Below are 25,151 nucleotides of genomic sequence, written 5' to 3'. Positions count from 1 at the left end.
TGCAATTCTCTGTTTTAGCAGGGTTTAAACCTAAGTTATTGATTATGATTATTTAATTTTTCTAAACGTGAATTAAATAAATTTTAAAAATAATTGGCAAAAAAGCAGCTTGTTGATTACCGTTAATGAAGGAGGAACAGTCATGACAAAAATAAATACAAAACACCCTGCAGGTACTTTCTGCTGGGCCGAGTTATGCGCGAAAGACTGGCAAGCTGCAAAGCAGTTTTATACGCAACTTTTTGACTGGGGTTTTGATGACCAGCCGATAGGCGAAGATATGTATTACACCATGCTGAAAAAGCAAGGTGATGATATTGCCGCTATGTATCAACTGCCAGAAAGTATGAGCGAGATGCCAACCCATTGGTTATTGTACATTGCTGTTGATGATGTTGACCAAAGCACAGAGCTGGCAAAATCATTAGGTGCAACTGTATTGGCAGGGCCACATGATGTCATGACGGCAGGTCGCATGGTGATGCTTCAAGAACCAGGCGGTGCAACATTTGCCTTATGGCAAGCCGGTGAGCATATCGGGGCAAAACGAGTACAAGAGCTTAACCTGCCTTACTGGTTTGAGCTTGTGTCGAGAGACATGCAAACAAGTCGCGACTTTTATTGTCAGTTATTCGGATGGCAGTATGAGGTGAAACCAATGGAAGGCATGGACTACACCTTATTTACCATTGATGAGCAACCGATAGCAGGCATGCTTGAGATGACCAATGAATGGCCAGATGATATTCCACCCCACTGGATGCCGTACTTTGCAGTAGCAGATTGCGATCAGGCAGTCGCTAAAGCAACGCAGCTCAACGGTGTTATTTGTGTGTCAGCAACAGACATCCCTGATGTTGGGCGCTTTAGTGTTATTACCGATCCGCAAGGGGCCGTATTTTCTATTCTTAAATCAACCATTGATGAATTAACTTAAGCCCTTGGTTTTTGTCAATCTGTCCCAAAGTATATAGCTAAGCCTCTTCAAGATGCAGAAACTCGCACCTTGAGGTAGTTTGGGTATAGAAAAGCCTACTAAGGAGCAGATTGATGACTAAGCATGTGGTGGTTACGGGGGCCAATAAAGGTATTGGTCTTAATTTTTGTAAACAGTATTCAGCCCAAGGTTACCGTGTTACCGCAGTGGTTCGCACGCCAAGTGAGGAGCTTCAAGCACTCGATGTGAAAATTATTAGCGATATTGATGTGGCTGATGCCGATGATGTTGCAACACTTGCCAATTACTTACACGGCGACAAAATTGATATTTTGGTTAACAACGCCGGTATTTTTCATAATGAAACATTAGCTGATATGGACTTTGCTGCCATCGAAAAACAAATTAGCGTGAATAGTATCGCGCCTATTCGTATTACTCATGCATTACAGCAAAGCTTAGGTATTGATGCCAAAGTAGCGATGATCACATCACGTATGGGCTCAATTGCAGATAATGGCTCGGGTGGTTACATTGGTTATCGTATGTCAAAAGCGGCACTTAATGCCGCCAGTGTTAGTTTAGCCCATGAGCTAAAAGATAAAAAAATTGCCGTAGGGTTATTTCATCCGGGCTTCGTACAAACGCAAATGGTTAATTTTGCCGGCGACATTAGCCCTGAAACTGCTGCAGAGCGGCTCATCAAGCGGATTGACGAATTAAACCTTAGCAACACAGGTGGGTTTTGGCATTCAAACGGCGAAACGCTACCTTGGTAATTATTTATTCTGTTTTTTTATCGTCAGCTAGTTAGTAGTGATTAAGCTGCTAACGGCTGATAAGTTTCGCTAATTATTGAACTTATAGTTTGCTATACTCGTACCATTAAAAGTCATTTTGATGTAGAGAACAGCACATGGAATTAGAGCAAAATAGCGATTTAACCCTTCCTCTTTTTTATTTCGATGAAAACCTTCATAGCCGTGACATCGAGTCCCCAGATGTATTAATACATATAACCTTAAGCGAAGACTTACTCGCACAGCTTTGTCAAAATCCAGCTGTTGATAGCAGTGTTGCAATTGCCATTAATGAATATCGTCTTGAAGCGTTAAATGATGACTACCAAGTATTAATTGACGGTGAGCATGATGCGCAATTGACACTCGTTCGTGGACCTCTATTGAGCGCGATGCTTAGCTGCGACAACGACCAAACCTTTGTGTCGCCGCAAGTCGATATGATGCCAACCTTCGATTTAGGTGATGACGTTGAAGATATCGAGGAGGAAGGATGAGAAAACTCCTCACCACCGTATTTGGCCTTATTCTATTAAGTGGCTGTGCATATTTAGGTGCCGCTCATTACGATGAACTATTTGGTAAAGAACAGCCACAACAGCGCGTGGTGGCAGAATCAACACTTGAAGGTGCTGAGTTTTTAAGAGATGTAAAGCCCGTACTTGATAGTCGCTGTGTGGTTTGTCATGGCTGCTATGATGCACCATGTCAGCTTAAGTTATCTTCTGTGGAAGGTATCGACCGCGGCTTAAGTAAAGAGCGAGTTTATGACGGTACACGCTTATTAGCCCAAGAGCCAAGCCGTTTATTGTTCGATGCGACAAGTACCGCCCAGTGGCGTGATAAAGGCTTTACTCCAGTACTAAACGAGCGAGCACAAACCGAAGAAGCGAACCTTGCTGGTAGCGTGCTTTATAATGCCTTAGTACTTAAGCAAAGCAGCCCACTGCCTAAACAAGCTATTTTAGGCGATGAGTTTGATTTTTCACTCGATCGTGAACAAACATGCACCACAATGAATGAGTTTGACTCATTTGCTAAAGATAGCCCGCACAGTGGTATGCCTTATGGTTTACCGGGTATCTCGAGTGAAGAATTTCAGCATCTTGCTAAGTGGCTCCGAAAAGGCGGTTATTTAGCTCACATCGAGCCTCCTGAAAAGGGGTACTCAAACAAGTCGAACGTTGGGAAGCATTTTTAAATCAAGATGGTTTAAAGCATCAGTTGGCTGCTCGCTATATTTATGAGCACTGGTATTTAGCGCATATTTACTTCCCTGAGCATGGCGATAAACACAGCTACTTTAAGCTAGTACGCTCTTCAACGCCGCCGGGTGAAGAGATCAAACACATTAGCACCCGTCGCCCTTATGAAGACCCTAAGGTTGAGCGTGTTTACTATCGTTTAATGCATGATCGTTCGACTATTTTAGCGAAAACACATTTACCTTTAGCATTAAATGACGAAAAGCTTGCACGCTTACATTCGCAATTTATTGAAGCTGATTATCAAGTAGATAAACTGCCAAGCTATAAGCCAGAAGTGGCATCAAACCCATTTAAGGCCTTTGCGGCAATACCAGTAAACTCACGTTATCAATTTATGCTTGATGAAGCTGAGCTTATTATTATGGGCTTTATTAAAGGGCCTGTTTGTCGTGGTCAAATCGCGTTAAATGTAATTAACGACCAGTTCTGGGTGGGGTTTGCGAAGCCTGAAATGGCGGCGACACCTAAAGTCGGTGAAATGTTGTTACAACATGAAGATGCATTAGCATTACCGGCTGAAGAAGAAAGTAATGCTTTGCCGATTTCTAGCTGGGTGAAGTATTCAAAACGCCAAAACAAATATTTGTCTGCCAAAGTTGCACTGGCTAATAAGATGTTTGCTAACGGTCAGCACCTTACAACCGATTTACTTTGGCAAGGCGATGGTCATAACCAAAATGCAGCGCTGACGGTATTTCGCCATTTCGATAGCGCAACGGTAGTAAAAGGTTGGATAGGCCAGCAACCAAAGACCGCTTGGATTCTCGACTATGCGTTATTTGAACGTATTCATTACTTGCTGGTAGCGGGTTTTGATGTCTATGGCAACATTGGTCATCAGTTATTAACTCGTTTGTACATGGACTTTTTACGCTTAGAAGGTGAAGCAAACTACCTTGCATTATTACCAGAAGCTAAGCGCAAAGAAATTAAAGCCCAGTGGTATCGTAAATCGCCACCTAGCTTAACGAGCTTCTTTGAGGATGAATTGTCATTTAGTCAACCTACGGGTATTGAATACAAAACAATGGATCCGCAGTCTGAGTTGTTCAATATGCTAAAAGAGAAGCTTAAGCCAATTTTGAGCCCTCGTTACGACTATACGAAAGTACCTGAGCCGCTTGCGCGAATTAACGATCTTCCAGTTAAAGCTGTGAACTTGCTACCGCAAATTTCGTTTGTGTTAGTCAAAGATGGCGCTGATAAGCACAAGGCTTATACCCTGATCCACCATAATGCTCATTACAATATTTCGAGCTTATTGAATGAAGAAGGGCAGCGCGCTTATGACGAAGATACAGTGACGATTGTGCCTGGGTTTATAGGTGATTACCCAGAAGCAATTTGGTACTTGCACAATGATCAGCAGGTTGCAGCTTTTGCAGCTGGGCTGGCTAAAGCAACAGATGAAGCTGCTTACAGAGATCTGAAAAGTGAGTTTGCTATTCGCCGAACACATCCACAGTTTTGGCAATACAGCGATATTTTACACCGTGTAGCGAAAGAGTATCGCGGCGTCGAGTTTGGTTTATTTGACTATAACCGACTCGAAAATCGATAAATTTCTGTTAACTATCATGTTTAAAGCCCACTTCAAGTGGGCTTTCTTGTATTCTATGAACTACAATTATTTTTAAAAAATAATGAGTAAAGCATGTTGCAGCTAGTCACAGATATCCGAAAACGATATCGCTGGGGGTTATTGGCGATTGCCATATTGATCTCTGTATCAGCCATCTTGATACAGAGCCTTTTGTATATCCAAAAGGGTGATGCCAAGGTCATCAATATTGCCGGTAAGCAACGCATGCTGTCACAAAAAATTGCCTTGTATGGCAATGCACTCATTTATCATGAATCCGATCATTTCCAACAGCAACACCGAAGGCTACTGCAGCAAGCGGTTGAGCAATTTATTGCAGGGCACCAATTTCTAATTCAGCAAGATGAGCAAGGTCATTACATTCATTTAAATGAGGCGCTTGAGGCGCATTACTTCTCGCCGCCTACCGCATTAGATGAACACGTGAAGCGCTATGTGAGTAAAGCGCAGCAACTATTAAACAATTCCTATGATTTTGCCTATGTGGACCGCTCAACATTTGTTAGCAACCAGCTTGAAGCACTACTCACAAAACTAGACCAAGCGGTTAAGTTACTTGAACAAAAATCAGTTCAAAAAGTCACATTTTTGGCGGTGCTAGAGTTATTGTTTTGGTTGCTCGCCATGACGTTATTAGCAATTGAGCTATTTTTCATTTTTAAACCCATGGAGAAACTAGTCACTAAAAATATTGCTAAGTACAAAGAGCAAAAAGAGTTTGCTGAGCGTGTTAATAAAAATAAAGAGCGCTTTATTGCCCGTACCAGTCATGAATTTAGAACACCATTGCAAGGATTAACTGCATCAATCGAAGCGCTTGATATCAGCGACAGTCAGCAACTGACTAAACAGCAGGCGCTTTATTGTGTAAACAGGTTGGTGGCCATGCTAGACGAATTAATGGACTTACAGCAGCTAACCTCTGGAGAATGGCAGTTAAGTTTTACTAGCAGCAATTTGTTATCAACATTAAAGCAAGCTATCTCACCCTATGAATATGCCTGTAACGATAAAGGCATTACCTTGAGCTTGAACTTAGCTGAGTCACTCAATAAAGAGGTGAGTACTGACCATGCAAGGTTGACGCAAATCGTTGCTGAAATCATTAACAATGCCGTTAAATTTACTCCAAGCCAAGGCCGTATTGCCGTAACGGCTGCGTGCCAAGGTGAGCAGCACTTTGTAATGGAAATACAAGATAACGGGAAAGGCTTTGAAAAGCCGCCTACAGATTTACTTAGCTACGAAAATGACTCAGAGCAACATTTTCAAGGCTTAAAAACGGGGCTGCTTAGGGTTATGCACATTGTGAAAGCATTAAAAGGAGAAATCCAATTTCTCAATGCTGAGCCACAAGGCGTTAAAGTGTTAATTAATTTAGAACTAGAGAGCACGCCTAAATCAGCAATGCCAGCGCCGCTGCCGCAAGCATTACATTGTTTAATTGTGGAAGATAACCCGCTAAACGCCACCATTTTAGGGCGCATGGTTAGCCATTTAAATTACAGTTTTGATGTGGCTGAAAACGGCTTAATCGCCACAGATAAAGCCTCAGATAAGCACTACGATTTAATTTTTATGGATTTGAATATGCCCGTTATGGATGGTTTTAAAGCGATTGATATTATTCGTAATGAGCAGGGGCAACAGGTGCCAATTTTGGTGGTGACAGCCAATACATCGAATGATGATTTACAACGAGTATACGAGCTTGGAGCAAACTTGCACGTTTACAAACCGATCTCGCTGGATTCAGTGCAAAAAGCTCTCAGCATTTTATTTACTGAGAGCTCACAGGGATAACCAAAGTATTCAATTAGTTCGTTACTTTAATGTCGCCAACACCTACTTCTACTTCAATATTGTATTGACCATTACCACGGTAGCTTGAATGCGAGCTAACCACTTTACGGCTGGTATTACCGTCATTTTTTAAGCCGCGAATTTTAGTGTCGCCTACACCCGTATCAAGCTCAATACGTTTGTAGTCATTAAGCGCGCTATCAATTCTTACCGCGCCCACACCTAACTCAATATCAACCGAATTACTAGCGTCGTTAATTTCAATATCGCCAACACCTAACTCAACATCAATTGCCATCGATTTAGGCATTTTTACATGCCAGTTTTGTTGAATATCATCGTTATCTAGTTTTAAGCTAAGTGAGCTGGCACTTTGCGAGTGGCTTAATTCGATATCTGATAAGTCAACATCAGAGCTGAACCAGCTATTGTCATTTTTTGGTTCAATGCGAACTGTAACGACTACTTCGCTGCCGTCATAGCTTTCGACTTCTAAGCTGCCCACCGGAAAATCTATATCAAGTTGGCTTGCACCATTCACTGCAAAGTTATGATTTAGCTCACGTGAGTCTTTTGCCATTGCGTATGTTGTTGTAAGTGCTAAGCCTAATGCCGCTACACAAAGTAATTTTTTCATTGTCTGATTCCTGTTAATGACCTTTTATACCTTAGTCGCAGCTGTGTTTAAAAAAGGTTTAAACGATTTTTAATTTTTTCTCGAATGCGGTAACGTCAAGCTAACGGTAACTTAGAATGAGGATTCAAAGTGCAACAAGTGAAGTTGGTTAATGTTAGAGCCAGCCTAAAAGGGCAGGGTAATGATGTTTATTATTTAGATGATCTTAATATCAATGTATCGCTATTGCAGCAATGGGTTTTACTTGGTGCGAATGGCGCGGGTAAGTCAGCCGTTGCTGCTGCTATTGCAGGTTTTGCGAAAATAGAGCAAGGCCAGTATGAGAATAGCTTTGAGCGTATAGCATTGGTTTCGCCAGACAGTCAAAAGCAGCTCCTTGCGGCTGAGCTAACAAAAGATCAAGATGACATTATTGATGGCGTTACGCCTTCAAGTACGGTTTATGAGCTGATTATTGCAGGTCGAGACGAGCAACAGCTTGATAGTGATTTGCTACAGCAGTTAATAAGCCTATTTGATTTTAGTGACAAACTTAGCAAGGCATTTCGCGATTTATCGACCGGTGAAACCCGCAAATTGATGCTGATTAAAGCCATAATAGGTCGGCCAGATTTGCTTGTGCTTGATGAGCCTTTTGATGGCTTAGATGTCACGGCAATGGCAGGGCTTAATCAGCTACTCGCAGAGCTTAGCAAAACGACGACCCTTATTTTTGTGCTTAATCGCTTAACTGAGATCCCTGACTTTGTTGATCACTACGCCTACGTTAAAGAGGGTCATGTCACAGAGCAATTAGCAAAGCCTACAGCCGAGCAGCGCGATGATTTACTCAAGCTATTGCATCTCACGCATACTCAGTTACAAATACCTGAGGCAGATATTGACCATCAAGCGCCTCAGCTCACTGATTCTATGCTGGTAAGATTAAACAACGCATCGGTAAGTTATGGCGGCGAGGCTATTTTTGAAAAACTCAACTGGCAAATTAACCAAGGCGAACATTGGCAGTTAACAGGTAAAAATGGCTCAGGTAAAACCTGTTTGCTGAACCTTATCACTGGTGATAACCCGCAGTGTTACAACAACGATATCAAGGTGTTTGGCTACCAACGCGGAAGCGGTGAGAGTATTTGGCAAATTAAACAGCACATTGGTTATATCTCCAACGCGCTTCATATGGATTATCGAGTGAGTATCACCGCACTCAATACGGTTGTTTCGGGCTTTTATGACAGCATTGGTCTTTACCAAAAAGCCACTGATAAGCAACTTTCCATAGCCAAACAATGGTTAGCGTTATTAGGGTTAAGTGACAAACAAAGCAGCTCATTTAGCCAGTTATCTTTTGGTGATCAGCGTTTATTATTGATTGCTCGGGCTATGGTTAAACACCCTAACTTATTGATTCTTGATGAGCCTTGCTTAGGTCTTGATGAAGCGAATAGGCAACGCGTGTTATTGCTAATAGAAAAAATCTGCGCTGCAGGTACCAGCACCGTGGTGTATGTTAATCACCATGCGAGTGACAAAATAGCCGGTATCGACAACTATTTAGAGATGGCTGATTTCACAAAAAAAGCGCCTTAAGGCGCTTTTTAAACGTTTTAAATCATTTAGATACGGGTAACTGTAAAACCCTTGTCTGTTAATTGCTTCAGTAAGCCGTGTTGCTCAGGTAAGTGCAAAGCGCCCACTGCAATGAACAGCTTTTCTTTACCGATGCGAGTAGATAGTTGATTAACCCAGTCATTGTTACGGTCTATCAACATCACTTGCTCGCTTAGTTGACCATACTGTGTATCATCAAAGCTTTCGTTATAAAACTGTGTAAGTGTTTTCATGTCACCTGATTTCCAAGCCTTAATCAGACCAAAAAAGTAGGTGTCTACATCTGCAAGTTGGTCGAATGTTTCTTCGATCATTTTGTCATTCATAATTGCTAAGTGCTCAAACATTTCCATTTGGCGTTCAAGAGTTTCTAGCTCACCAATAGAAATTTTATGTTCTTGAGCATAAGCAAGTACTTGCTTGTCGATGCCGTATTGATCTGAAAAACCGACGTTTTGGAACTCCATTTGCATCATGGTGACCATCACCGCCCACGGTGCTAAGTTCTTAAACATCGCAATATCAATTGATTTATCGGCAAAGTACTTTTGCAGTTTTGCATAGTTTTCAGATGATAATTCTGATTGTAAGGTTTTGCCATTTTTCAGCATCATAAATGGTAATGAGCGACGCTGCATTTCCATCGGTGAAATGGCGCTGATATCCACCTCAACAATGACTTTATCTGAGTTATCGAGTGCTTTTGTTACCTTACTTGGTAAGCCTTTCATGCTGTCATCGCCAACATGCACGGTACCGAATAAATAAGAAGCAACACCGTTTTTCTCTACTTTCCATAACCCCGGCTCTGCAAGTGCATATTGGCTAAAACCAAGCAGTAGCACCATAAAAAATAGGGCATTAATACGCTGGATGAATTTCATAACTTTCCTTTTCATAACGTGGTTTTTTCAATACTAAACTAATTTTTTTAAAGAGGCGTTAAATTAAATCGGCTTTATGCAGAAAAATCACATCTAATTGCTAAAAATTAATCAATCATAGAATGGCAAATAACGAGGTATGAAATTTCAATATTTAGCAAATAGTGAAAAATAAATCCTATTAATACTAGTTTTTGGATATTTATTTCTTTAAAGTCGTTTTTTAGCCTGTTTTTTGAATTGATTTTTATGTTGACTTAACGCCCCCAGCGCGGTACTAATAGAAAAAGACAGCGGGATGGCTAGATTTCCGCTACAAATGAACAGAATTTGGTTACAGATAAATGCTTACAAACAAACTTTCTCTAATTCTAATTAACGTCGTGGTGATTATTATTACCGCGGGGGCTAGTTAGTGCTTAGAGGAAAGTGAAGCATTTAAAAAGCCCCCGCACTTAACAGTCCGGGGGCTTTTTCGTTTTAAGGTTTGAGTCGCAGCAAATACACAATGTCACTGAGGAATGAGGATTTACGATGACAGGCGCAGAGTTAACAATCGATTTATTAGCCAAACATGGCGTTAAGGATGTTTTTGGATACCCGGGCGGTGCCATCATGCCTATTTACGACGCCTTGTACGGTGCGCCAGTCAAACATTATTTGACGCGTCATGAACAAGGAGCAGGTTTTGCAGCTGTAGGGTTTGCCCGCAGTACAGGTAAGTTAGGTGTGTGTTTTGCAACATCAGGCCCTGGTGCGACCAACTTAATAACTGCTCTTGCTGATGCGATGATGGATTCAGTGCCATTACTTGCTATCACAGGGCAAGTACCTACCGCGCCGATAGGCTCCGACGCCTTTCAGGAAGTGGATGTGTTAGGTATGTCGTTATCATGTACTAAACACAGTTACATGGTTGAAAGAGCTGAAGATTTAGCCGAAATCCTACAAGAAGCCATCCACTTAGCGCAAAGCGGCCGCCCAGGTCCTGTGTTAGTTGATATCCCGAAAGACATTCAAATGGCGCAAGTGCCATTCCACCCTTGGTTAGCCGCCGAAGATCATTTACCAAAATTAGACCCAAACCAAGTTGCGATAGCCAATCAAATCTTAAGTGAGGCCCAGCGTCCTGTGGCGTATATCGGTGGTGGTGTACAAGCTGCTGATGCGCAAAACGAGCTTATGCAATTTTTAGAAAAAACACATATGCCAGCGGTATCAACGTTGAAAGCGCTAGGCAGTGTATTACCTGATTATGAATATGATTTGGGTATGCTAGGTATGCATGGCGGTAAAGCGGCTAACTTAGCTGTGCAACAATGTGATGTGCTTGTTTGTATCGGCGCACGTTTTGACGACCGTGTTACTGGCAACTTAAGTAAATTTGCTGCAAAAGCAAAAGTGATACACCTTGATATCGATGCCGCAGAAATTGGTAAACGTAAGCCTGCAAAAGCGTCTCTAGTCGCAGATTTAAAAACCTCATTACCGCAACTTGATTGCTTTGTTACACCAAATGAGTGGTTAACGCACATCGAAAGCATGATGAAAGAGCATGCGTGGCGTTATGACTATCCGGGCGAAAAAGTGTTTGCCCCTTACTTATTAAACCAGCTCAGCCAAAAAATGCCATCAACGGGTGTTGTTTGCTGTGATGTGGGTCAGCACCAAATGTGGGTGGCGCAGCACATGAAGTTTAGCCACCCAAGCAACCATTTAAGTAGTGGTGGTGCGGGTACCATGGGCTTTGGTTTACCAGCCGCTATCGGCGCCCAAGTTGCGCGCCGAACTGATTTTGTGATCACGGTGTCGGGTGATGGCTCAATCATGATGAACATTCAAGAACTGGCAACAATTCGCCGTAACAATCTGCCAGTTAAAATTCTAATCCTAGATAACCAGCGCTTGGGCATGGTACGTCAATGGCAGCAGCTATTTTTTGAAGGTCGTTATTCTGAAACAAACCTTTCAGATAATCCTGATTTTGTGCAGTTAGCAGCGGTGTTTGGCATTCCAGGTCAAACCATCACTAAAGCAGATGAAGTCGATGCTGCGGTTGATGCGTTAGTTAATAGTGAAGGTCCATACATTCTTCATGCCTGTATCGATGATAAAGAAAATGTATGGCCGCTTGTACCACCGGGTGCAGCTAATGATGAAATGATGACGGAGACAGTAAAATGAAACACACCCTAACGATTGCACTAAAGAATCAAAGTGTCGCTGTAGAGCGCTTTTTACGCGTTGCACGTCATCGCGGCTTTGACCTAACAACCATGAATTTAGAAATGGCTGATGAAACGTTTCACGTCACCATGACGGTAGACAGCGATAAGCCAATTTATCTACTAACATCACAGTTAAATAAATTGGTTGATGTGAAACACGTCAATGTTGAAAACCAATTTCAACAACAAGCAATCTAGTAAAAAATCAACAGGTAACTAGAGCAATCAGATTAATGCTTTAGTGAGAAATAAATTAGGAATGAGGAAGTCAGTGGCATGCCACTGCAACAACTGAGGTAATTATGGCTAAATTAAGAAGTGCAACAACAACAGAAGGTCGCAAACGTGCAGGGGCGCGTGCTTTGTGGCGTGCAACAGGGATGACAGATAAAGACTTTGGTAAGCCAATTATCGCTGTTGTTAACTCATATACTCAGTTTGTACCGGGTCATGTTCACCTTAACCAGCTTAGTGAGCTGATGGCTGAAACCATCACTGAAGCGGGTGGTGTACCAAAAGAATTTAATACTATTGCAATCGACGATGGTATCGCAATGGGCCACGGCGGCATGCTGTATTCACTACCATCGCGTGACTTAATTGCTGACTCAGTGGAATACATGGTTAATGCACACTGTGCCGATGCTATGATCTGTATTTCTAACTGCGACAAAATCACCCCAGGGATGATGCTAGCTGCACTGCGTTTAAATATTCCGGTTATTTTCGTATCAGGTGGTCCAATGGAAGCGGGTAAAACACGCCTTGCTGATATCGACATTAAACTTGATTTAGTGGATGCCATGGTGAAAGGCGCTGATACCACAGTAAGCGATGAAGACTCAGAAAAAGTAGAGCGCTCTGCGTGTCCTACGTGTGGTTCATGCTCAGGTATGTTCACTGCCAACTCAATGAACTGTTTATTAGAAGCGATTGGTTTAGCACTGCCGGGTAACGGTACCACACTTGCTACACATAAAGACCGTAAACAACTTTATGTTGAAGCAGGTGCGCGCATTGTTGATTTATGCCGTGAGTATTATCAAAAAGACAATGCAGCAGTGTTACCTCGTGCTATTGCTAATCGCACAGCCTTTATGAATGCAATGGTAGTTGATATTGCCATGGGTGGTTCATCAAATACGGTTTTACACTTATTAGCTGCAGCGCAAGAAGCGGGTGTTGATTTTGATATGTCGCACATTGATGAGCTTTCTCGCAAAACACCTTTCCTTTGTAAAGTGGCACCCGCAACCAATAAATATCACATTGAAGATGTGCACCGCGCTGGTGGCATGATGGCAATTATCCGTGAGTTAGGTAAGGCAGGCCTTGTTGATTTATCCGTTGATCACGTTGCAGGCCACAGTATGGCTGAAATGGTGGCTAAATGGGATGCCACCGATCCGAATAATGAAGTGGCGCAAAAATTCTATAAAGCAGGCCCAGCCGGTATCCGTACTACAAAAGCTATGAGCCAAGAATGCCGCTGGCCAGAACTTGATAATGACCGTGAAAACGGCTGTATCCGCAGTGTTGAAAATGCTTTTCGTCAAGATGGTGGCTTAGCGGTGCTATCGGGTAACTTAGCCCTTGATGGCTGTATTGTTAAAAGCGCCGGTGTAGTTGAAGAAATGCTGCACTTTGAAGGCCCAGCAGTTGTATACGAATCACAAGATGATTCAGTTGAAGGCATTCTTAACGGCGAAGTAAAAGCGGGTGACGTTGTTGTAATTCGTTACGAAGGACCAAAAGGCGGCCCAGGCATGCAAGAAATGCTGTATCCAACGAGTTACTTAAAATCAATGGGCTTAGGTGAAAAGTGTGCGCTTATCACCGATGGTCGTTTCTCGGGTGGTACATCGGGCTTATCAATTGGTCACGTTTCACCAGAAGCAGCAAGCGGTGGTGCAATCGCCTATGTTGAAAATGGCGATAAGATAGTGATTGATATTGCAACCCGTGAAATTACTTTAGCGCTGTCTGATGAAGAGCTTGAAGCACGTAAACAAAAGCAACTTGCACGTGGTAAAGATGCTTATAAACCACTGGACCGTGACCGTTATGTATCACCAGCACTGAAAGCGTATGCATTACTTGCAACCAGTGCAGATAAAGGGGCAGTGCGCGATTTAGCAAAACTTGAGGAGCTTAGTTAATTATGGTTTCTCAAGAGCTCGATTATTTTCGCGCTATCATCCAAGCGAACATGGAACCGCTTGCAAAAGTTACTGAGGTCAGCGAAATGGCTGATCTTAGTGCACGGCTAGGCAACCATGTGTGGCTAAAGCGTGAAGATCAACAACCGGTTTATTCATTTAAACTTCGTGGTGCTTTTCATAAACTGAGCAAGTTGCCAAAAGGTTCTGATGTGATCACAGCCTCTGCCGGTAACCATGCGCAAGGCGTGGCACTCAGTGCCTCATTTTTAGGGCATAAAGCAACGATTGTGATGCCAGTTACAACACCAGAAATTAAAGTGAATGCAGTACGTTCACTCGGTGGTGAAGTGGTATTACACGGCCATCATTTTGATGCGGCAAAAGCCCATGCTTTAGAGCTGACAGAGCAGCGTAACGGGGTGTTTGTGCCACCGTTTGATGATCCCGATGTCATTGTTGGCCAAGGTACCGTTGCCCGTGAATTAATGCAGCAATTGAACGACCTTGATGCTGTGTTTATTCCTGTTGGCGGTGGTGGCTTACTTGCAGGTATGGCGGTGTACATTAAGTCGTTACGTCCTGATATTAAAGTCATTGGTGTTGAAGCTGACGAGAGTGCTTGCTTAAAAGCCGCGCTTGAAGCAGGCAAGCCTGTTGAGCTTGACCGTGTTGGCAGCTTTGCTGATGGTGTAGCAGTAAAAATCATTGGTACTGAGACGTTTCGTTTAGCGCAAAAGTTTTGTGATGAAGTCGTTACTGTTACAGGCGATGAAATCTGCGCCGCAATGCAAGATATCTTTGTTTCGACTCGTGCCATAGCTGAACCTTCAGGGGCGCTATCAACTGCAGGGCTGAAAAAATGGTGCCAACAAAATGGTGTAAAAGGCTTAAACGTTGCTGCAATTTTATCGGGTGCAAACTTAAACTTTGACCGTTTACGTTATGTTGCTGAGCGAACGGCACTTGGTGAAAAGAACGAAGCACTCCTAGCTGTGACCATTAAAGAAGAGAAGGGTAGCTTTAAGCAGTTTTGTAACTCATTAGGTGGTAGAGCTATCACCGAGTTTAATTACCGTTATGCAGGCCCAGGCGAAGCACAAATTTTTGTTGGTATTGCCTTAAGACAAGGGCAGCAAGAGCTCGATGAGTTAAAAGCAGCACTGACAGAAAACGACTACACATTTTGCGATCTATCAGATAACGAGCTGGCTAAATTGCATATTCGTTATATGGTGGGTGGTAAAGCGCCTGCTCAACTTCATGAGCGTTTACTACGCTTTGAATTTCCTGAATACCCAGGTGCACTGGCACGATTCTTAGATACCCTTGGTAGTAATTGGAATATTACTTTATTCCATTACCGCAATCATGGTGGAGCAATTGGTAATGTGCTGGCGGCCTTTGCTATTGAACCGAGTGATTATGAGGTATTCAATGAGCATTTGAACCGTTTGGGATACAACGTTCAAGATGAAACGAACAACCCATGTTTCACCCAGTTCTTAACTAGCCAAGGTCAAGAACTTAGTGAAGTTAAAGCGGCAAATCAGTAGCTTAATATAATCAAGACTGCTCATTAGCAGTCTTGATTTTTCATCTATTTTTCCTATAGTTAATGCACGGTTTCAAGCAAGGATGATGCGTGCAAGGTATAAAATGCCTACTAGGGTTAATCTGTTTAATGCTCTCTATGAGCGCACAGTGTGCTGATAAAGTTAGCTTACAGTTAAAATGGACTCACCAGTTTCAATTTGCAGGCTATTATATGGCTGCAGAAAAAGGCTTTTATAAGGAGGCAGGCCTTGATGTCTCTATTATTCCTGCTGATCCAAACCACCCAGATACCTTCCCTAAAGTACTAAGCGGTAAAGCCGACTTTGCCATTACTCACTCAGGCATATTACAAAAGCGTCAGCAAGGCGCTCCGGTTGTCGCCCTTGGAGCCATACTGCAGTTTTCGCCTTACTGCTGGATGGTAAAAAATAACTCAGATATTTTTCAGCCAAAAGACTTTGCTGGTAAAAAGCTAAGTAAAATCGGTTCAATAGAAAATGCTGAGTTACTGGTGATGTTACAGCGTGCAGGATTGAGCCTAGAAAGCTTGATGGCGGCCAGCCATGAAGGCGGCGTTAAAGAGTGGCTTGCCGGTGATTTAGATGCGGTGCAAGTGTATGTCACCAATGAGCCTTACACGATGACATTACAAGGAGTCGGTCACCGACTCATTTGCCCACAAAAGTTTGGTTTGAATGTGTATGGGGATATCTTATATACCTCAGAGCAGTTTTTAGCGAAAAAGCCAGAGGTTGTTGAGCGCTTTTATCGTGCCAGCTTAAAAGGGTGGCGGTATGCCTTATTACACTTAGAAGAAAGCATCGATGTAACCAAGCAGCACTATGCCACCCATAAAAGCGTACAAGAGCTGGCCTACGAAGCCCATGTTTTGGCAAGCTACATTCAACCACCGGGCATTAATCTTGGCAATATGTCGATGGCAAAGTGGCGCTTGATTGCAGATTTATATGGCTTAGATCAGGATGAATTTGATCAGGCTTTTGATGGCTTTATGTATGATCAACAGCAAACAGAAGGGTTTGAGCTATCTTGGATGCTGATCCTAGCCATCATTCTAAGTATTGCATGTGTGCCATTGTACATTCGTTTGATCAGTAGTAACCGACGTTAAATAAGATAAATCTGTTATACTGCTTTTTATTTCTTGTCGCTAAGTAGTTATGACACTTGCCGAGCACTTTGCTGCCTTAGATGCACTGCTATTTTCAACCCGCCAATACTGGCAATGTACCGCATTTGATTTTGATGATCTTCCTTGGCCTGAATTAGCCAACTTATTATGGGCGCTTGATGACCAACAAGTGAGTGAGCTTGATGCCGATCAGCAGGCCTTATATCGTTATTTTGCTGATGAAATCGAACATATCGAAAAGCTGGCAGAATTGTGTGATTTGCCAGCGATAAGTGCTGCCCGTAATGAATTTCCGTTTTGGATAAGTAATGGCATTAAAGGCCGTAAGTTTGAGCAACTACAAGACTTTGTCGCGCCGATCAGTCAGCAGCCATTAAACCAGCCCGTTCTAGAATGGTGCGCAGGTAAAGGGCATTTAGGTCGCATGTTGGCATTTAATGGTGCACCACGTGTACATAGCATTGAGCTACAACAACACTTGTGCGACCAAGGCCAACACAGTGCTAAGCAACAGCAATTGGCGATGCAGTTTTCACAAGCTGATGTATTAACCGATGACACAGATGACTTTTTTGAAAGCCAGCAGCATGCCGTTGCTTTACATGCCTGTGGTCGCCTGCATCAAGCATTTATGCAGCAAGCAAGCAAAGCGAAAACCCAGCAAATCAGTTTTTCACCGTGCTGTTATCATTTATTCACAGATAACGCCTATCAAGCAATGAGCGAGCCTGCCAAGCAAAGCCAACTTGCACTTACTCATCGCGATTTAAAACTGGCGCTGCAAGAAACGGTAACAGCACCGAGCCGAGTTGATAAGGTAAGAAAAACAGAGGTTGAATGGCGTCTTGGATTTGATGCGTTACGTAAATCAATAACCGGTGAAATGCACTATGTGAGTGTGCCATCAGTGAACAAAGCGATCTTCTCTGATTCGTTTAGCTCATTTTGTTTGTGGGCAGCTGAGAAAAAATCTTTATTTTTACCAGAAGGTATTGATTACAATAAATTTTTAGAGATAGGTAAAAAGCGCAAAAGGGTTACTGAGCGAGTTGAACTCGTCCGACATGTGTTCAGAAGGGCAATTGAAGTTTGGCTCGTGCTCGATCGTGCTTTATATTTGCAACAACAAGGGTATCAAGTAACAGTTAGTACGTTTTGCGAAAAGCAGCTGACACCAAGGAATATCTTGATCCAAGCTAATTATTAAATACCGTAAAGAGGCGCAATGAGAAAGTTAAAAAATTTATTCGAGAATAATAAACGTTGGGCAGCGCGTACGAGTGAAAATGATCCTGAGTTTTTCAAAATTCTATCAATGCAGCAAAATCCAGAGTACCTGTGGATCGGTTGTTCTGACTCGCGTGTACCTGCAAACGAAATCGTAGACTTATTACCGGGTGAGCTATTTGTTCACCGTAACGTGGCAAATGTTGTTGTGCATACCGACCATAACTGTCTTTCGGTAATGCAATACGCTGTTGAAGTACTGAAAGTGAAGCACATCATGGTCGTTGGTCACTATGGCTGTGGTGGTGTTCAGGCAGTATTAAACGAAGCACGTTTTGGCTTAATTGATAACTGGCTACGCCACGTAGGTGATGTAAAAGAAAAACACATCGAACAACTCAATGCATTACCTGAGCAAGAGCGTTTAAATAGCTTAATTGAACTAAACGTTATCGAACAAGTACGTAACGTGTGCCGTACTAACATTGTGCAAGATGCTTGGGCGAAAGGCCAAGAGTTAACAATTCATGGTTGGGTGTATGGCTTAGCAAATGGTCACCTAAATGATCTAGAGTCGGTTGTGACCTGTGCAGAAGAAGCAAGTGATACTTATGGCACGGCAGTTAAGCGCGTATTTGAACGTGTGGCAGAAAAAAGCTAAAACTCAAAACTAGCTAGTTAGAAAAAGGAGAGCTAATTCGCTCTCCTTTTTTATTGTTCGTCTTGTTTGCTAGCAAGTTGCTGCTCGAGTAATGCAACTTTCTCTTCAAGCTCAGTGAGTTTTTCACGAGTACGAATAAGTACTTGGCTTTGAATATCAAACTCATCACGGCTTACAAAGTCCATCTCAGCAAGTTTGTTTTGAATAGCTTGCTTTGTTTTGCCTTCAACTGTTTCGGCAAGGTTTTTCACGCCTTGAGGCATGTTGTCAGTAATTTGCTTAGCGATTTCTTCAAGTTTTGCTGGGTTGATCATCTTCGTCCCTTGAGTCACGTAAAAAAACAATCTTACCTTATTGGCTAGGCGTAGTGTAGTGATTACGGTAAAATTGCCCGTCCTGTCTTTGGATAATTTCTTTAGGGGCTTATGAAACTCAACCCAAAACAAGATGAAGCGGTAAAGTATATCAGTGGACCGTGTCTGGTATTAGCTGGTGCGGGCTCTGGTAAAACGCGTGTTATTACTAATAAAATCGCTTACTTGGTGCAAAAGTGTGAGTATCAAGCGCGCAATATTGCGGCGGTAACCTTTACCAATAAAGCCGCAAAAGAAATGCGTGAGCGTGTTACGCAAACACTCGGCAAGCAAGAGTCGAAAGGCTTATGGGTTTCAACGTTTCACACCCTTGGGCTTGAGATCATCAAAAAAGAGTTAACGACACTAGGGTTTAAACCCGGTTTTTCGTTGTTTGATGATCAAGATACCAACCAGTTATTAGCCGAGCTGACCGAAGAAGAACTAAAAAAAGACAAAGACTTACTCAACCTACTAAAAATGCAAATAGGTAACTGGAAGAACGAATTGATTCTACCAGAGCGTGCCGTTCGTGAAGCCCGTGAGCCGCAAAAAGCCTTATTTGCTCAGTTGTATGCGCGTTATCAAAATCAACTACGTGCTTATAATGCCCTTGATTTTGATGATCTGATCATGATCCCTACTTTGTTACTAAGCCAAAACGCCACAGCGCGTGAGCGTTGGCAACAGCGTTTTCGTTACCTGCTGGTGGATGAGTATCAAGATACCAACACCAGTCAGTATCAGCTGGTTAAGCTATTAGTGGGTGAGCGAGCTCGTTTTACCGTGGTAGGTGATGACGACCAATCGATTTACTCTTGGCGCGGTGCTAAGCCACAAAACCTTGTGCTATTGAGTAAAGATTTTCCTAGCTTACGTTTAATTAAGCTTGAACAAAACTACCGAAGCGCAGGGCGAATTCTTAAAGCGGCAAATATTTTAATTGCCAACAACCCTCACGAGTTTGATAAAAAACTCTTCAGTGAGCTTGGCTATGGTGAGCCTATCAAAGTGATTGGCTGTCGTGATGAAGAGCATGAATCTGAGCGAGTGGTCGCAGAAATCATTTCTCATAAATTCATGAAGCGCACCAGCTATAAAGATTACGCGATTTTATACCGTGGTAACCATCAAGCCCGGGTGTTTGAAAAAGCACTTATGAGCAACCGTATTCCCTATAAAATCAGCGGCGGCATGTCGTTTTTCTCGCGTTCAGAAATTAAAGATATCATGGCGTATTTACGCCTATTGGTGAACCAAGATGACGACAATGCCTTTTTACGTATTGTAAATACGCCACGTCGTGAAATTGGTACGGTCACTTTGGAAAAGCTAGGTACACTTGCTAATGAAAAGCACATCAGCTTATTTGCAGCCTGTTTTGAACCTGAACTTGCACACCGCTTAAAAGGCCGTGGCTTTAATGCCTTAGCTGGATTTGCTCGCTGGGTGGTTGAGCTTTCTGATAATGCGGTACGCGGCGATACCCTTGAAGCTGTGAAAGAGTTAGTTAGGCAAATTAACTACGAAGCTTACCTATATGAGTCATCACCGAGTGCAAAAGCCGCTGAAATGCGCATGAAAAACGTGTCAGAGCTTTATCGTTGGATCACCGACATGCTAACAGGAGATGCAGACAATCCACCGCTGAACCTTGCTGAAGTGGTCAGTAAACTGACCCTGCGCGATATGCTTGAGCGTAACGAAGAAGAAGACGAATCTGACGCGGTACAATTACTAACGCTGCATGCGTCAAAAGGCTTGGAGTATCCGTATGTGTTTATGGTTGGCATGGAAGAAGGTCTATTACCGCACCAAGTAAGTATCGATGAAGATAACGTTGAAGAAGAACGTCGTCTTGCTTATGTAGGTATTACGCGTGCACAGCAAGAGCTGGTAATGACCTATGCTAAGTTACGTCGTCAATTTGGTGAAACGTCAGATACTGAGCTCAGTCGCTTTGTGCAAGAGTTACCACAAGATGATTTAGCCTTTGAAGCGAAAAAGCCCCCGTCTTCACAGGCTGAGCGCATGGAAAAAGGCCAAGCCCGTGTAGCTAATCTAAGAGCGATGCTTAAGAAGTAATTATTTGTGCGCTCGGTGCTTCGTGTTCGAAGGGCGCCAGCGCATGTTGCTTACCAATAAACAACGACAGTCCGTGCTTATCAAGTAACGTGCGGTAGTTAAAAATCGACGGGCCTTTCGCGATTACTTGGATATTTTGCAGCTTAGTAATCGCCAGTACACCTTGCAATTGTAGGTGATAGTTTTCTTGTTGTAGTACACGCTTACTGAACGTTGAACTTAATAACAAGTAATCGAATTGGAACTCAGTCAGTAAGTTTAATTCACAGCGATCTTTAGCAAATTCATTCAAACCAATCGAAAACCCTTGAGCGACCAGGTTTTTTAAATTTTCAATTTGTACTGCCGATGCATAACGAATTTCTTGTTCGTTGAATAATAAACACATTCTATTGGCATCATGGGCTTTTAATAGCTTACACAGTGCTTGAAAATTAATACGTTCAAGGACTAAACCAGAGCAAGGGAACAGTACTTTTTCTAGATTACTGTCACTTACTAAGCTGAATGCTTGTTTGAGTAAATTAAGTTCAACCTCAAAGTGCTGAACTCTATCGGTCGCAAACTTCTTAAGCACTTCAAAGCTGGTGCTACCAAGTACTGGGTGTTCACCAAATGCTTCTAGTAAAGACTCTGCGCGAGTTTGTTCATCCAAGGTAATGATTTCGGCACTTCTAAAGTGCATAGGCAAATCATCTAAGTGATGCATATTGTCAACATCATGTTGCACATTGCTGGCATTAAGCAGCGGGTGGAAACATTCAAAGCGGTTACGGCCTGCATTTTTCGCGTAATACATGGCTGCATCCGCATCACGTATAATTTCATCGGTGTGCTTGTAGCTTGGTTTTGAATAAGTAATACCAATACTGGCACCACTTTGAATGCACTGACCCTTCATACAGAAAGGTTTTCTCATAATTTCGATGATACGTTTGGCAACATCTTGGGCTTGCTGTTGCTCAGTCAGGTGAGTTAGCAACACCACAAATTCATCACCACCTAATCGCGCAAGCAAATCATGCTCACGAATACAATGCGAGAAAGACTCAGCAACACCAATTAAAAATTGATCGCCTGCTTGGTGACCAAGGTGATCGTTGATGTCTTTAAATTTATCGAGGTCAATAAATAACACTGCAAACTGCTGCTCTGGGTAGCGCTGGTAGTGCTGCAATGTTTTTTCGAGTTGAGTTAAGAATAAACTGCGATTCGGTAAACTGGTTAGTGAGTCATGGTGTGCATCGTGGTACAGCTGTTGTTCTATTTTTTTACGCTCTTCAATTTGCATTTGTAAATGCATATTGGCTTGGCGAAGTTCTTTGGTTTTTTCAGTGACTCGATGCTCAAGCTTTTGGTGGCTAAGCTTTAACTCTTGGTTGGCTAGGTGAGTTTGAATAACGTTCGCAATTTGATTCGATACAAAAGTGATTAGCTCACAATCATCCTGACTAAATTCATGCTTATTATTGTAAGCTTGGCAAACAATGAGACCGATAACACCTTGCGAGGTTTTAAGCGGCGCGCCTAACCAACTCGTGGCGGTACGCTCTGGTGGTACATTAACCGGCCTTTCTACTACGCCTAACTTGATAAGTTCTTTTGCTCTTTCACTGTCTATGACTTGGCACTTTTCAGTGCTGAGCACCAGTTCACTGTAACCTTTAGCGAAAGGCCGCGGCAGAGCATTATCATTAAATTCATCGACGCAGTAAGGAAAACTCAGCCAGTGCGATTGTTCATCATATAGGGCAATGTATAAGTTATCTGCATAGGTAATGGTTTTTATAATGTTATGGACATGCTGATATACATCGTCGAGGCTTTTACTTTGCGTTGCTAGCTCCGAGATTTTGAACAGGATTTGCTGGCGGTCGAGGGCATTTTTACGTTGTTGAATTTCGTCGTTTAAAGCTTGGTTGCTTTGTGTCAGAGCGCGGGTGCGAATTTTAACTTCAGACTCAAGCAGCTCACGTTTTTTAACTCGTTCAATCGCTGTTGCCAAATATAATGACATCGCTTCTAGCAATTCAATTTGCTGCTCTGAATAGCCTTGATTTTTGTCGTAACTTTGCGCGACCATGACGCCAATAATGACTTGCTCACGGTAAACGGGCACACCAACCCAATGCTCGGCAGGTGTACCAAACGCTTTAAATAAACCTTGTTCTAGTGCTTGCTCTGTTTGCTGTTTGGTAAAGTAGCTGGTTTTACCGTGCTTAAATACATAACCCGTAAGGCCTTCTTTAAAGTACTGCTCATATTTTAACGGTACTGAAAGGCCATCTTTTTCATCGGCAAAGTAAGATAACTCAAGGTTATCGTAAACCGGGTTATGTAACACAACGAAGAAGTTTCTGCTCGGAATGTAGTCTTGCAGAATGTTATGAATAGCAGGGTAGAGTAGGGTTAATTCGGCAACAGTGCTTGCTTGCTCTGATAATTGTAAAAGAGCATGTTGCAAGTGATGTGATTGCTTATACTTTTGTAAAAGCGATTTTAAGCGAGCATTTTTTCGCTCTAGCTTATCAATGTGTGTTGCTGAATCTTCCAATGATTTAGAACCAGATCTTATTATTGTTTAAATTTCGTCCTTTATAGTTCCACTTTTTTATTAGATCGTCAAGTAACAGGTGTTAACAAAATAGTAATTTATGATGGGGCTAATTTGGCTACAGCCTTAGCCTAGCGGTTAAAAACAGGCACAAAAAAAGGGCTTAATAAAATTAAGCCCTTAGTATTAGTTTTTAGACTGTTACTTGCTAGTCATGAAATCGATAGCAGCGCTGATTTCATCTTCAGAACAATCCATACACGTACCTTTAGGAGGCATCGCGTTGAAACCGTTAAGCGCGTGGTCTAAAAGTGTATCTTTACCTTTAGCGATACGAGGAGCCCAATCATCAGCTGATTTAGGTGCACCTAGTGCGCCAGTACCATGACATGCAAAACATGCTGCTTGGTAAACTTGTTCACCAGAACGAGGACCTGTAGGTTCAGCAGCGGCCGCAGCTTTATCACCTTCTAGATATACAGAACCAATTGGCGCTAGACGCTTTTTAATTGCGTCTTCAGTCAAAGAGTTGTCATATGCTTGTGCATATGCCGTTGTTGCTAGCAGTAATAATGCAGCTGATAGTTTTTTCATTTTGCCTTGCTCACTTCGATTTGAACGTGATCAATCACGATATCTGACGGAAATTAGAACGATTATAACGCTAAGCCACAATTTATAAAATGATCTAAAAGGCTTTTTCTTGAGAAAAACCGTCATTTTTTTGCGTTAGCGCAAGAAAAGCCTGCATTAGTAGCTGGCTTTTTGCCCGATGATTAAGCGAGTTCTAACACTTTGTTGACTAATTTTTCGATACCTGCGTCAGCATCTAAAATGCTTTGTGCCAACATATAAGCAGGGGTTGTGACGACTTTATGCTGCTGATCAACAACAACATCATTCACTGCACAGTTTTGATGTGCACCGCCTAGCTGCTCGATTGCTGCTGCTGTATCTGCGTCGTTACCAATGGTGGTTTTGACACCCTTGCCATAAATAAGTGGCAGCATGGCAGGGGCAATGCAAATATACCCAGCCGCTTTATTGGCATCGACAAAGGCTTTAGCAGTGGTAAGTACATCACTTTGAACTTGAGCATCTGCGCCTTTAACGGCAAAATCTGATAGGTTTTTCGCGGCCCCAAAGCCACCTGGTACGATCAAGGCGTCGAACTCATTCACATCGAGCTCTGTAAGGGCTTTAATTTCACCACGAGCAATACGCGCAGCTTCAACTAACACATTACGGTTAGGTGTCATTTCTTCACCGGTTAAGTGATTAATGGTGTGCATTTGTTCGATATCGGGTGCAAAGCATTCATAGCTCGCGCCAGCTTTTGCGATATGTAATAAGGTTAATACAGCTTCGTTGATTTCGGCGCCGTCATAAACACCGCAACCTGCTAAAATTACAGCAACTTTTTTCATTTTAGAACTCTCCTTAATGCGACTTGCTTTAGTTTAACAAGGATACGAGTCAGCCTACAAAATAAAAAATTTTCGCCGCTTAATAACTCGCAAAGCATGATGAATAGCTGTTTATGCCTTTTTCTAAATTACTAACGAAAAAAAGTATAAAGGATCGCTATGATCTTTGATCCATTATGCTAGAATACTCCTCCGGTTATGAAAAGG

Annotated in this window: 19 protein-coding genes and 1 pseudogene; 14 read left to right on the top strand and 6 right to left on the bottom strand. The window is 42.5% G+C overall.

All coding sequences use genetic code 11. The features are described 5' to 3' along the window. Positions 1-142: 142 nt before the first annotated feature. The 5 genes and pseudogenes from P4S60_RS14835 to P4S60_RS14815 all read left to right on the top strand — a co-directional run bounded on the left by P4S60_RS14835 (position 143) and on the right by P4S60_RS14815 (position 6,411). Positions 143-937, top strand: a complete 795-nt coding sequence (locus P4S60_RS14835) for a VOC family protein (protein ID WP_337116450.1) — start codon at positions 143-145, stop codon at positions 935-937. A 113-nt stretch (positions 938-1,050) separates the two neighbouring features. Then, positions 1,051-1,716 (top strand): SDR family oxidoreductase, encoded by a 666-nt coding sequence (locus P4S60_RS14830; protein WP_054561175.1) that lies wholly within the window; start codon positions 1,051-1,053, stop codon positions 1,714-1,716. 137 nt (positions 1,717-1,853) lie between these two features. Beyond that, positions 1,854-2,234, top strand: a complete 381-nt coding sequence (locus tag P4S60_RS14825; RefSeq protein WP_105174440.1) for a hypothetical protein — start codon at positions 1,854-1,856, stop codon at positions 2,232-2,234. Next, positions 2,231-4,566, top strand: a pseudogene (locus tag P4S60_RS14820) (fatty acid cis/trans isomerase). Before P4S60_RS14825 ends, P4S60_RS14820 begins: the two are co-directional and overlap by 4 nt. Before the next feature lie 93 nt (positions 4,567-4,659). Then, positions 4,660-6,411, top strand: a complete 1,752-nt coding sequence (locus tag P4S60_RS14815) for a response regulator (protein ID WP_337116449.1) — start codon at positions 4,660-4,662, stop codon at positions 6,409-6,411. A 13-nt stretch (positions 6,412-6,424) separates the two neighbouring features. Here the strand turns inward: P4S60_RS14815 and P4S60_RS14810 are convergent, their stop codons facing one another. Continuing rightward, the gene (locus tag P4S60_RS14810) at positions 6,425-7,048 is read right to left on the bottom strand and encodes a hypothetical protein (protein WP_337116448.1); all 624 of its coding nucleotides are present in this window, start codon (positions 7,046-7,048) and stop codon (positions 6,425-6,427) included. 129 nt (positions 7,049-7,177) lie between these two features. On the opposite strand from P4S60_RS14810, the gene modF reads away from it, so the two are divergent. Further along, positions 7,178-8,635 carry a molybdate ABC transporter ATP-binding protein ModF gene (gene modF / locus P4S60_RS14805; RefSeq protein ID WP_337116447.1) on the top strand — a complete coding sequence of 486 codons (1,458 nt, stop codon included), beginning with the start codon at positions 7,178-7,180 and terminating at the stop codon, positions 8,633-8,635. Positions 8,636-8,661: 26 nt separating this feature from the next. On the opposite strand, the gene P4S60_RS14800 is transcribed toward modF, so the two are convergent. Then, complete coding sequence (locus tag P4S60_RS14800; protein ID WP_337116446.1) at positions 8,662-9,540, bottom strand: TraB/GumN family protein; 879 nt, start codon at positions 9,538-9,540, stop codon at positions 8,662-8,664. Positions 9,541-10,074: 534 nt separating this feature from the next. Between P4S60_RS14800 and ilvG the strand changes: the two genes are divergently transcribed. The 7 genes from ilvG (at position 10,075) to can (ending at position 18,525) form a co-directional block, all read left to right on the top strand. Continuing rightward, positions 10,075-11,724, top strand: a complete 1,650-nt coding sequence (ilvG, locus tag P4S60_RS14795) for an acetolactate synthase 2 catalytic subunit (RefSeq protein ID WP_337116445.1) — start codon at positions 10,075-10,077, stop codon at positions 11,722-11,724. Beyond that, a complete protein-coding gene (ilvM, locus tag P4S60_RS14790; RefSeq protein WP_337116444.1) occupies positions 11,721-11,966 on the top strand; it encodes an acetolactate synthase 2 small subunit in 246 nt (81 codons plus the stop codon). Before ilvG ends, ilvM begins: the two co-directional genes overlap by 4 nt. 104 nt (positions 11,967-12,070) lie before the next feature. Further along, positions 12,071-13,927 (top strand): dihydroxy-acid dehydratase, encoded by a 1,857-nt coding sequence (gene ilvD / locus P4S60_RS14785; protein ID WP_063702851.1) that lies wholly within the window; start codon positions 12,071-12,073, stop codon positions 13,925-13,927. A 2-nt stretch (positions 13,928-13,929) separates the two neighbouring features. Next, the gene (gene ilvA, locus P4S60_RS14780) at positions 13,930-15,483 is read left to right on the top strand and encodes a threonine ammonia-lyase, biosynthetic (RefSeq protein ID WP_337116443.1); all 1,554 of its coding nucleotides are present in this window, start codon (positions 13,930-13,932) and stop codon (positions 15,481-15,483) included. Between the two features lie 137 nt (positions 15,484-15,620). Continuing rightward, a complete protein-coding gene (locus P4S60_RS14775) occupies positions 15,621-16,616 on the top strand; it encodes an ABC transporter substrate-binding protein (protein WP_337116442.1) in 996 nt (331 codons plus the stop codon). A gap of 49 nt (positions 16,617-16,665) precedes the next feature. Then, on the top strand, positions 16,666-17,844 hold the full coding sequence (locus P4S60_RS14770; protein ID WP_337116441.1) for a methyltransferase: 1,179 nt from the start codon (positions 16,666-16,668) through the stop codon (positions 17,842-17,844). Positions 17,845-17,862: 18 nt separating this feature from the next. Beyond that, positions 17,863-18,525, top strand: a complete 663-nt coding sequence (gene can / locus P4S60_RS14765) for a carbonate dehydratase (protein ID WP_337116440.1) — start codon at positions 17,863-17,865, stop codon at positions 18,523-18,525. 50 nt (positions 18,526-18,575) lie between these two features. Here can and ubiK read toward each other — a convergent pair whose 3' ends face one another. Next, entirely contained in the window at positions 18,576-18,839 is a 264-nt protein-coding gene (gene ubiK / locus P4S60_RS14760) for a ubiquinone biosynthesis accessory factor UbiK (protein ID WP_054561163.1), read from the bottom strand. Between the two features lie 111 nt (positions 18,840-18,950). Between ubiK and rep the strand changes: the two genes are divergently transcribed. Beyond that, positions 18,951-20,963, top strand: coding sequence for a DNA helicase Rep (rep, locus tag P4S60_RS14755; protein ID WP_105174447.1), 2,013 nt, complete (start codon positions 18,951-18,953; stop codon positions 20,961-20,963). On the opposite strand, the gene P4S60_RS14750 is transcribed toward rep, so the two are convergent. From P4S60_RS14750 to elbB, 3 genes are all read right to left on the bottom strand, one after another. Beyond that, positions 20,953-23,517, bottom strand: coding sequence for a bifunctional diguanylate cyclase/phosphodiesterase (locus P4S60_RS14750; RefSeq protein ID WP_337116439.1), 2,565 nt, complete (start codon positions 23,515-23,517; stop codon positions 20,953-20,955). The genes rep and P4S60_RS14750 overlap by 11 nt on opposite strands. 201 nt (positions 23,518-23,718) lie before the next feature. Beyond that, the gene (locus P4S60_RS14745) at positions 23,719-24,111 is read right to left on the bottom strand and encodes a c-type cytochrome (RefSeq protein ID WP_130049878.1); all 393 of its coding nucleotides are present in this window, start codon (positions 24,109-24,111) and stop codon (positions 23,719-23,721) included. Positions 24,112-24,293: 182 nt separating this feature from the next. Further along, the gene (elbB, locus tag P4S60_RS14740) at positions 24,294-24,944 is read right to left on the bottom strand and encodes an isoprenoid biosynthesis glyoxalase ElbB (RefSeq protein WP_063702837.1); all 651 of its coding nucleotides are present in this window, start codon (positions 24,942-24,944) and stop codon (positions 24,294-24,296) included. Positions 24,945-25,151: the final 207 nt, after the last annotated feature.

This window comes from Pseudoalteromonas sp. Hal040 (genome assembly GCF_037162425.1).
Classification (GTDB): domain Bacteria; phylum Pseudomonadota; class Gammaproteobacteria; order Enterobacterales; family Alteromonadaceae; genus Pseudoalteromonas; species Pseudoalteromonas gelatinilytica.
This window is presented reverse-complemented; position numbering and strand designations above follow the sequence as displayed.

Coding starts and splice junctions, on each gene's coding strand:
- P4S60_RS14835 (WP_337116450.1), top strand. CDS start 143: ATGACAAAAATAAATACAAAACACCCTGCAGGTACTTTCTGCTGGGCC.
- P4S60_RS14830 (WP_054561175.1), top strand. CDS start 1,051: ATGACTAAGCATGTGGTGGTTACGGGGGCCAATAAAGGTATTGGTCTT.
- P4S60_RS14825 (WP_105174440.1), top strand. CDS start 1,854: ATGGAATTAGAGCAAAATAGCGATTTAACCCTTCCTCTTTTTTATTTC.
- P4S60_RS14815 (WP_337116449.1), top strand. CDS start 4,660: ATGTTGCAGCTAGTCACAGATATCCGAAAACGATATCGCTGGGGGTTA.
- P4S60_RS14810 (WP_337116448.1), bottom strand. CDS start 7,048: ATGAAAAAATTACTTTGTGTAGCGGCATTAGGCTTAGCACTTACAACA.
- P4S60_RS14800 (WP_337116446.1), bottom strand. CDS start 9,540: ATGAAATTCATCCAGCGTATTAATGCCCTATTTTTTATGGTGCTACTG.
- ilvG (WP_337116445.1), top strand. CDS start 10,075: ATGACAGGCGCAGAGTTAACAATCGATTTATTAGCCAAACATGGCGTT.
- ilvM (WP_337116444.1), top strand. CDS start 11,721: ATGAAACACACCCTAACGATTGCACTAAAGAATCAAAGTGTCGCTGTA.
- ilvD (WP_063702851.1), top strand. CDS start 12,071: ATGGCTAAATTAAGAAGTGCAACAACAACAGAAGGTCGCAAACGTGCA.
- ilvA (WP_337116443.1), top strand. CDS start 13,930: ATGGTTTCTCAAGAGCTCGATTATTTTCGCGCTATCATCCAAGCGAAC.
- P4S60_RS14775 (WP_337116442.1), top strand. CDS start 15,621: ATGAGCGCACAGTGTGCTGATAAAGTTAGCTTACAGTTAAAATGGACT.
- P4S60_RS14770 (WP_337116441.1), top strand. CDS start 16,666: ATGACACTTGCCGAGCACTTTGCTGCCTTAGATGCACTGCTATTTTCA.
- can (WP_337116440.1), top strand. CDS start 17,863: ATGAGAAAGTTAAAAAATTTATTCGAGAATAATAAACGTTGGGCAGCG.
- ubiK (WP_054561163.1), bottom strand. CDS start 18,839: ATGATCAACCCAGCAAAACTTGAAGAAATCGCTAAGCAAATTACTGAC.
- rep (WP_105174447.1), top strand. CDS start 18,951: ATGAAACTCAACCCAAAACAAGATGAAGCGGTAAAGTATATCAGTGGA.
- P4S60_RS14745 (WP_130049878.1), bottom strand. CDS start 24,111: ATGAAAAAACTATCAGCTGCATTATTACTGCTAGCAACAACGGCATAT.
- elbB (WP_063702837.1), bottom strand. CDS start 24,944: ATGAAAAAAGTTGCTGTAATTTTAGCAGGTTGCGGTGTTTATGACGGC.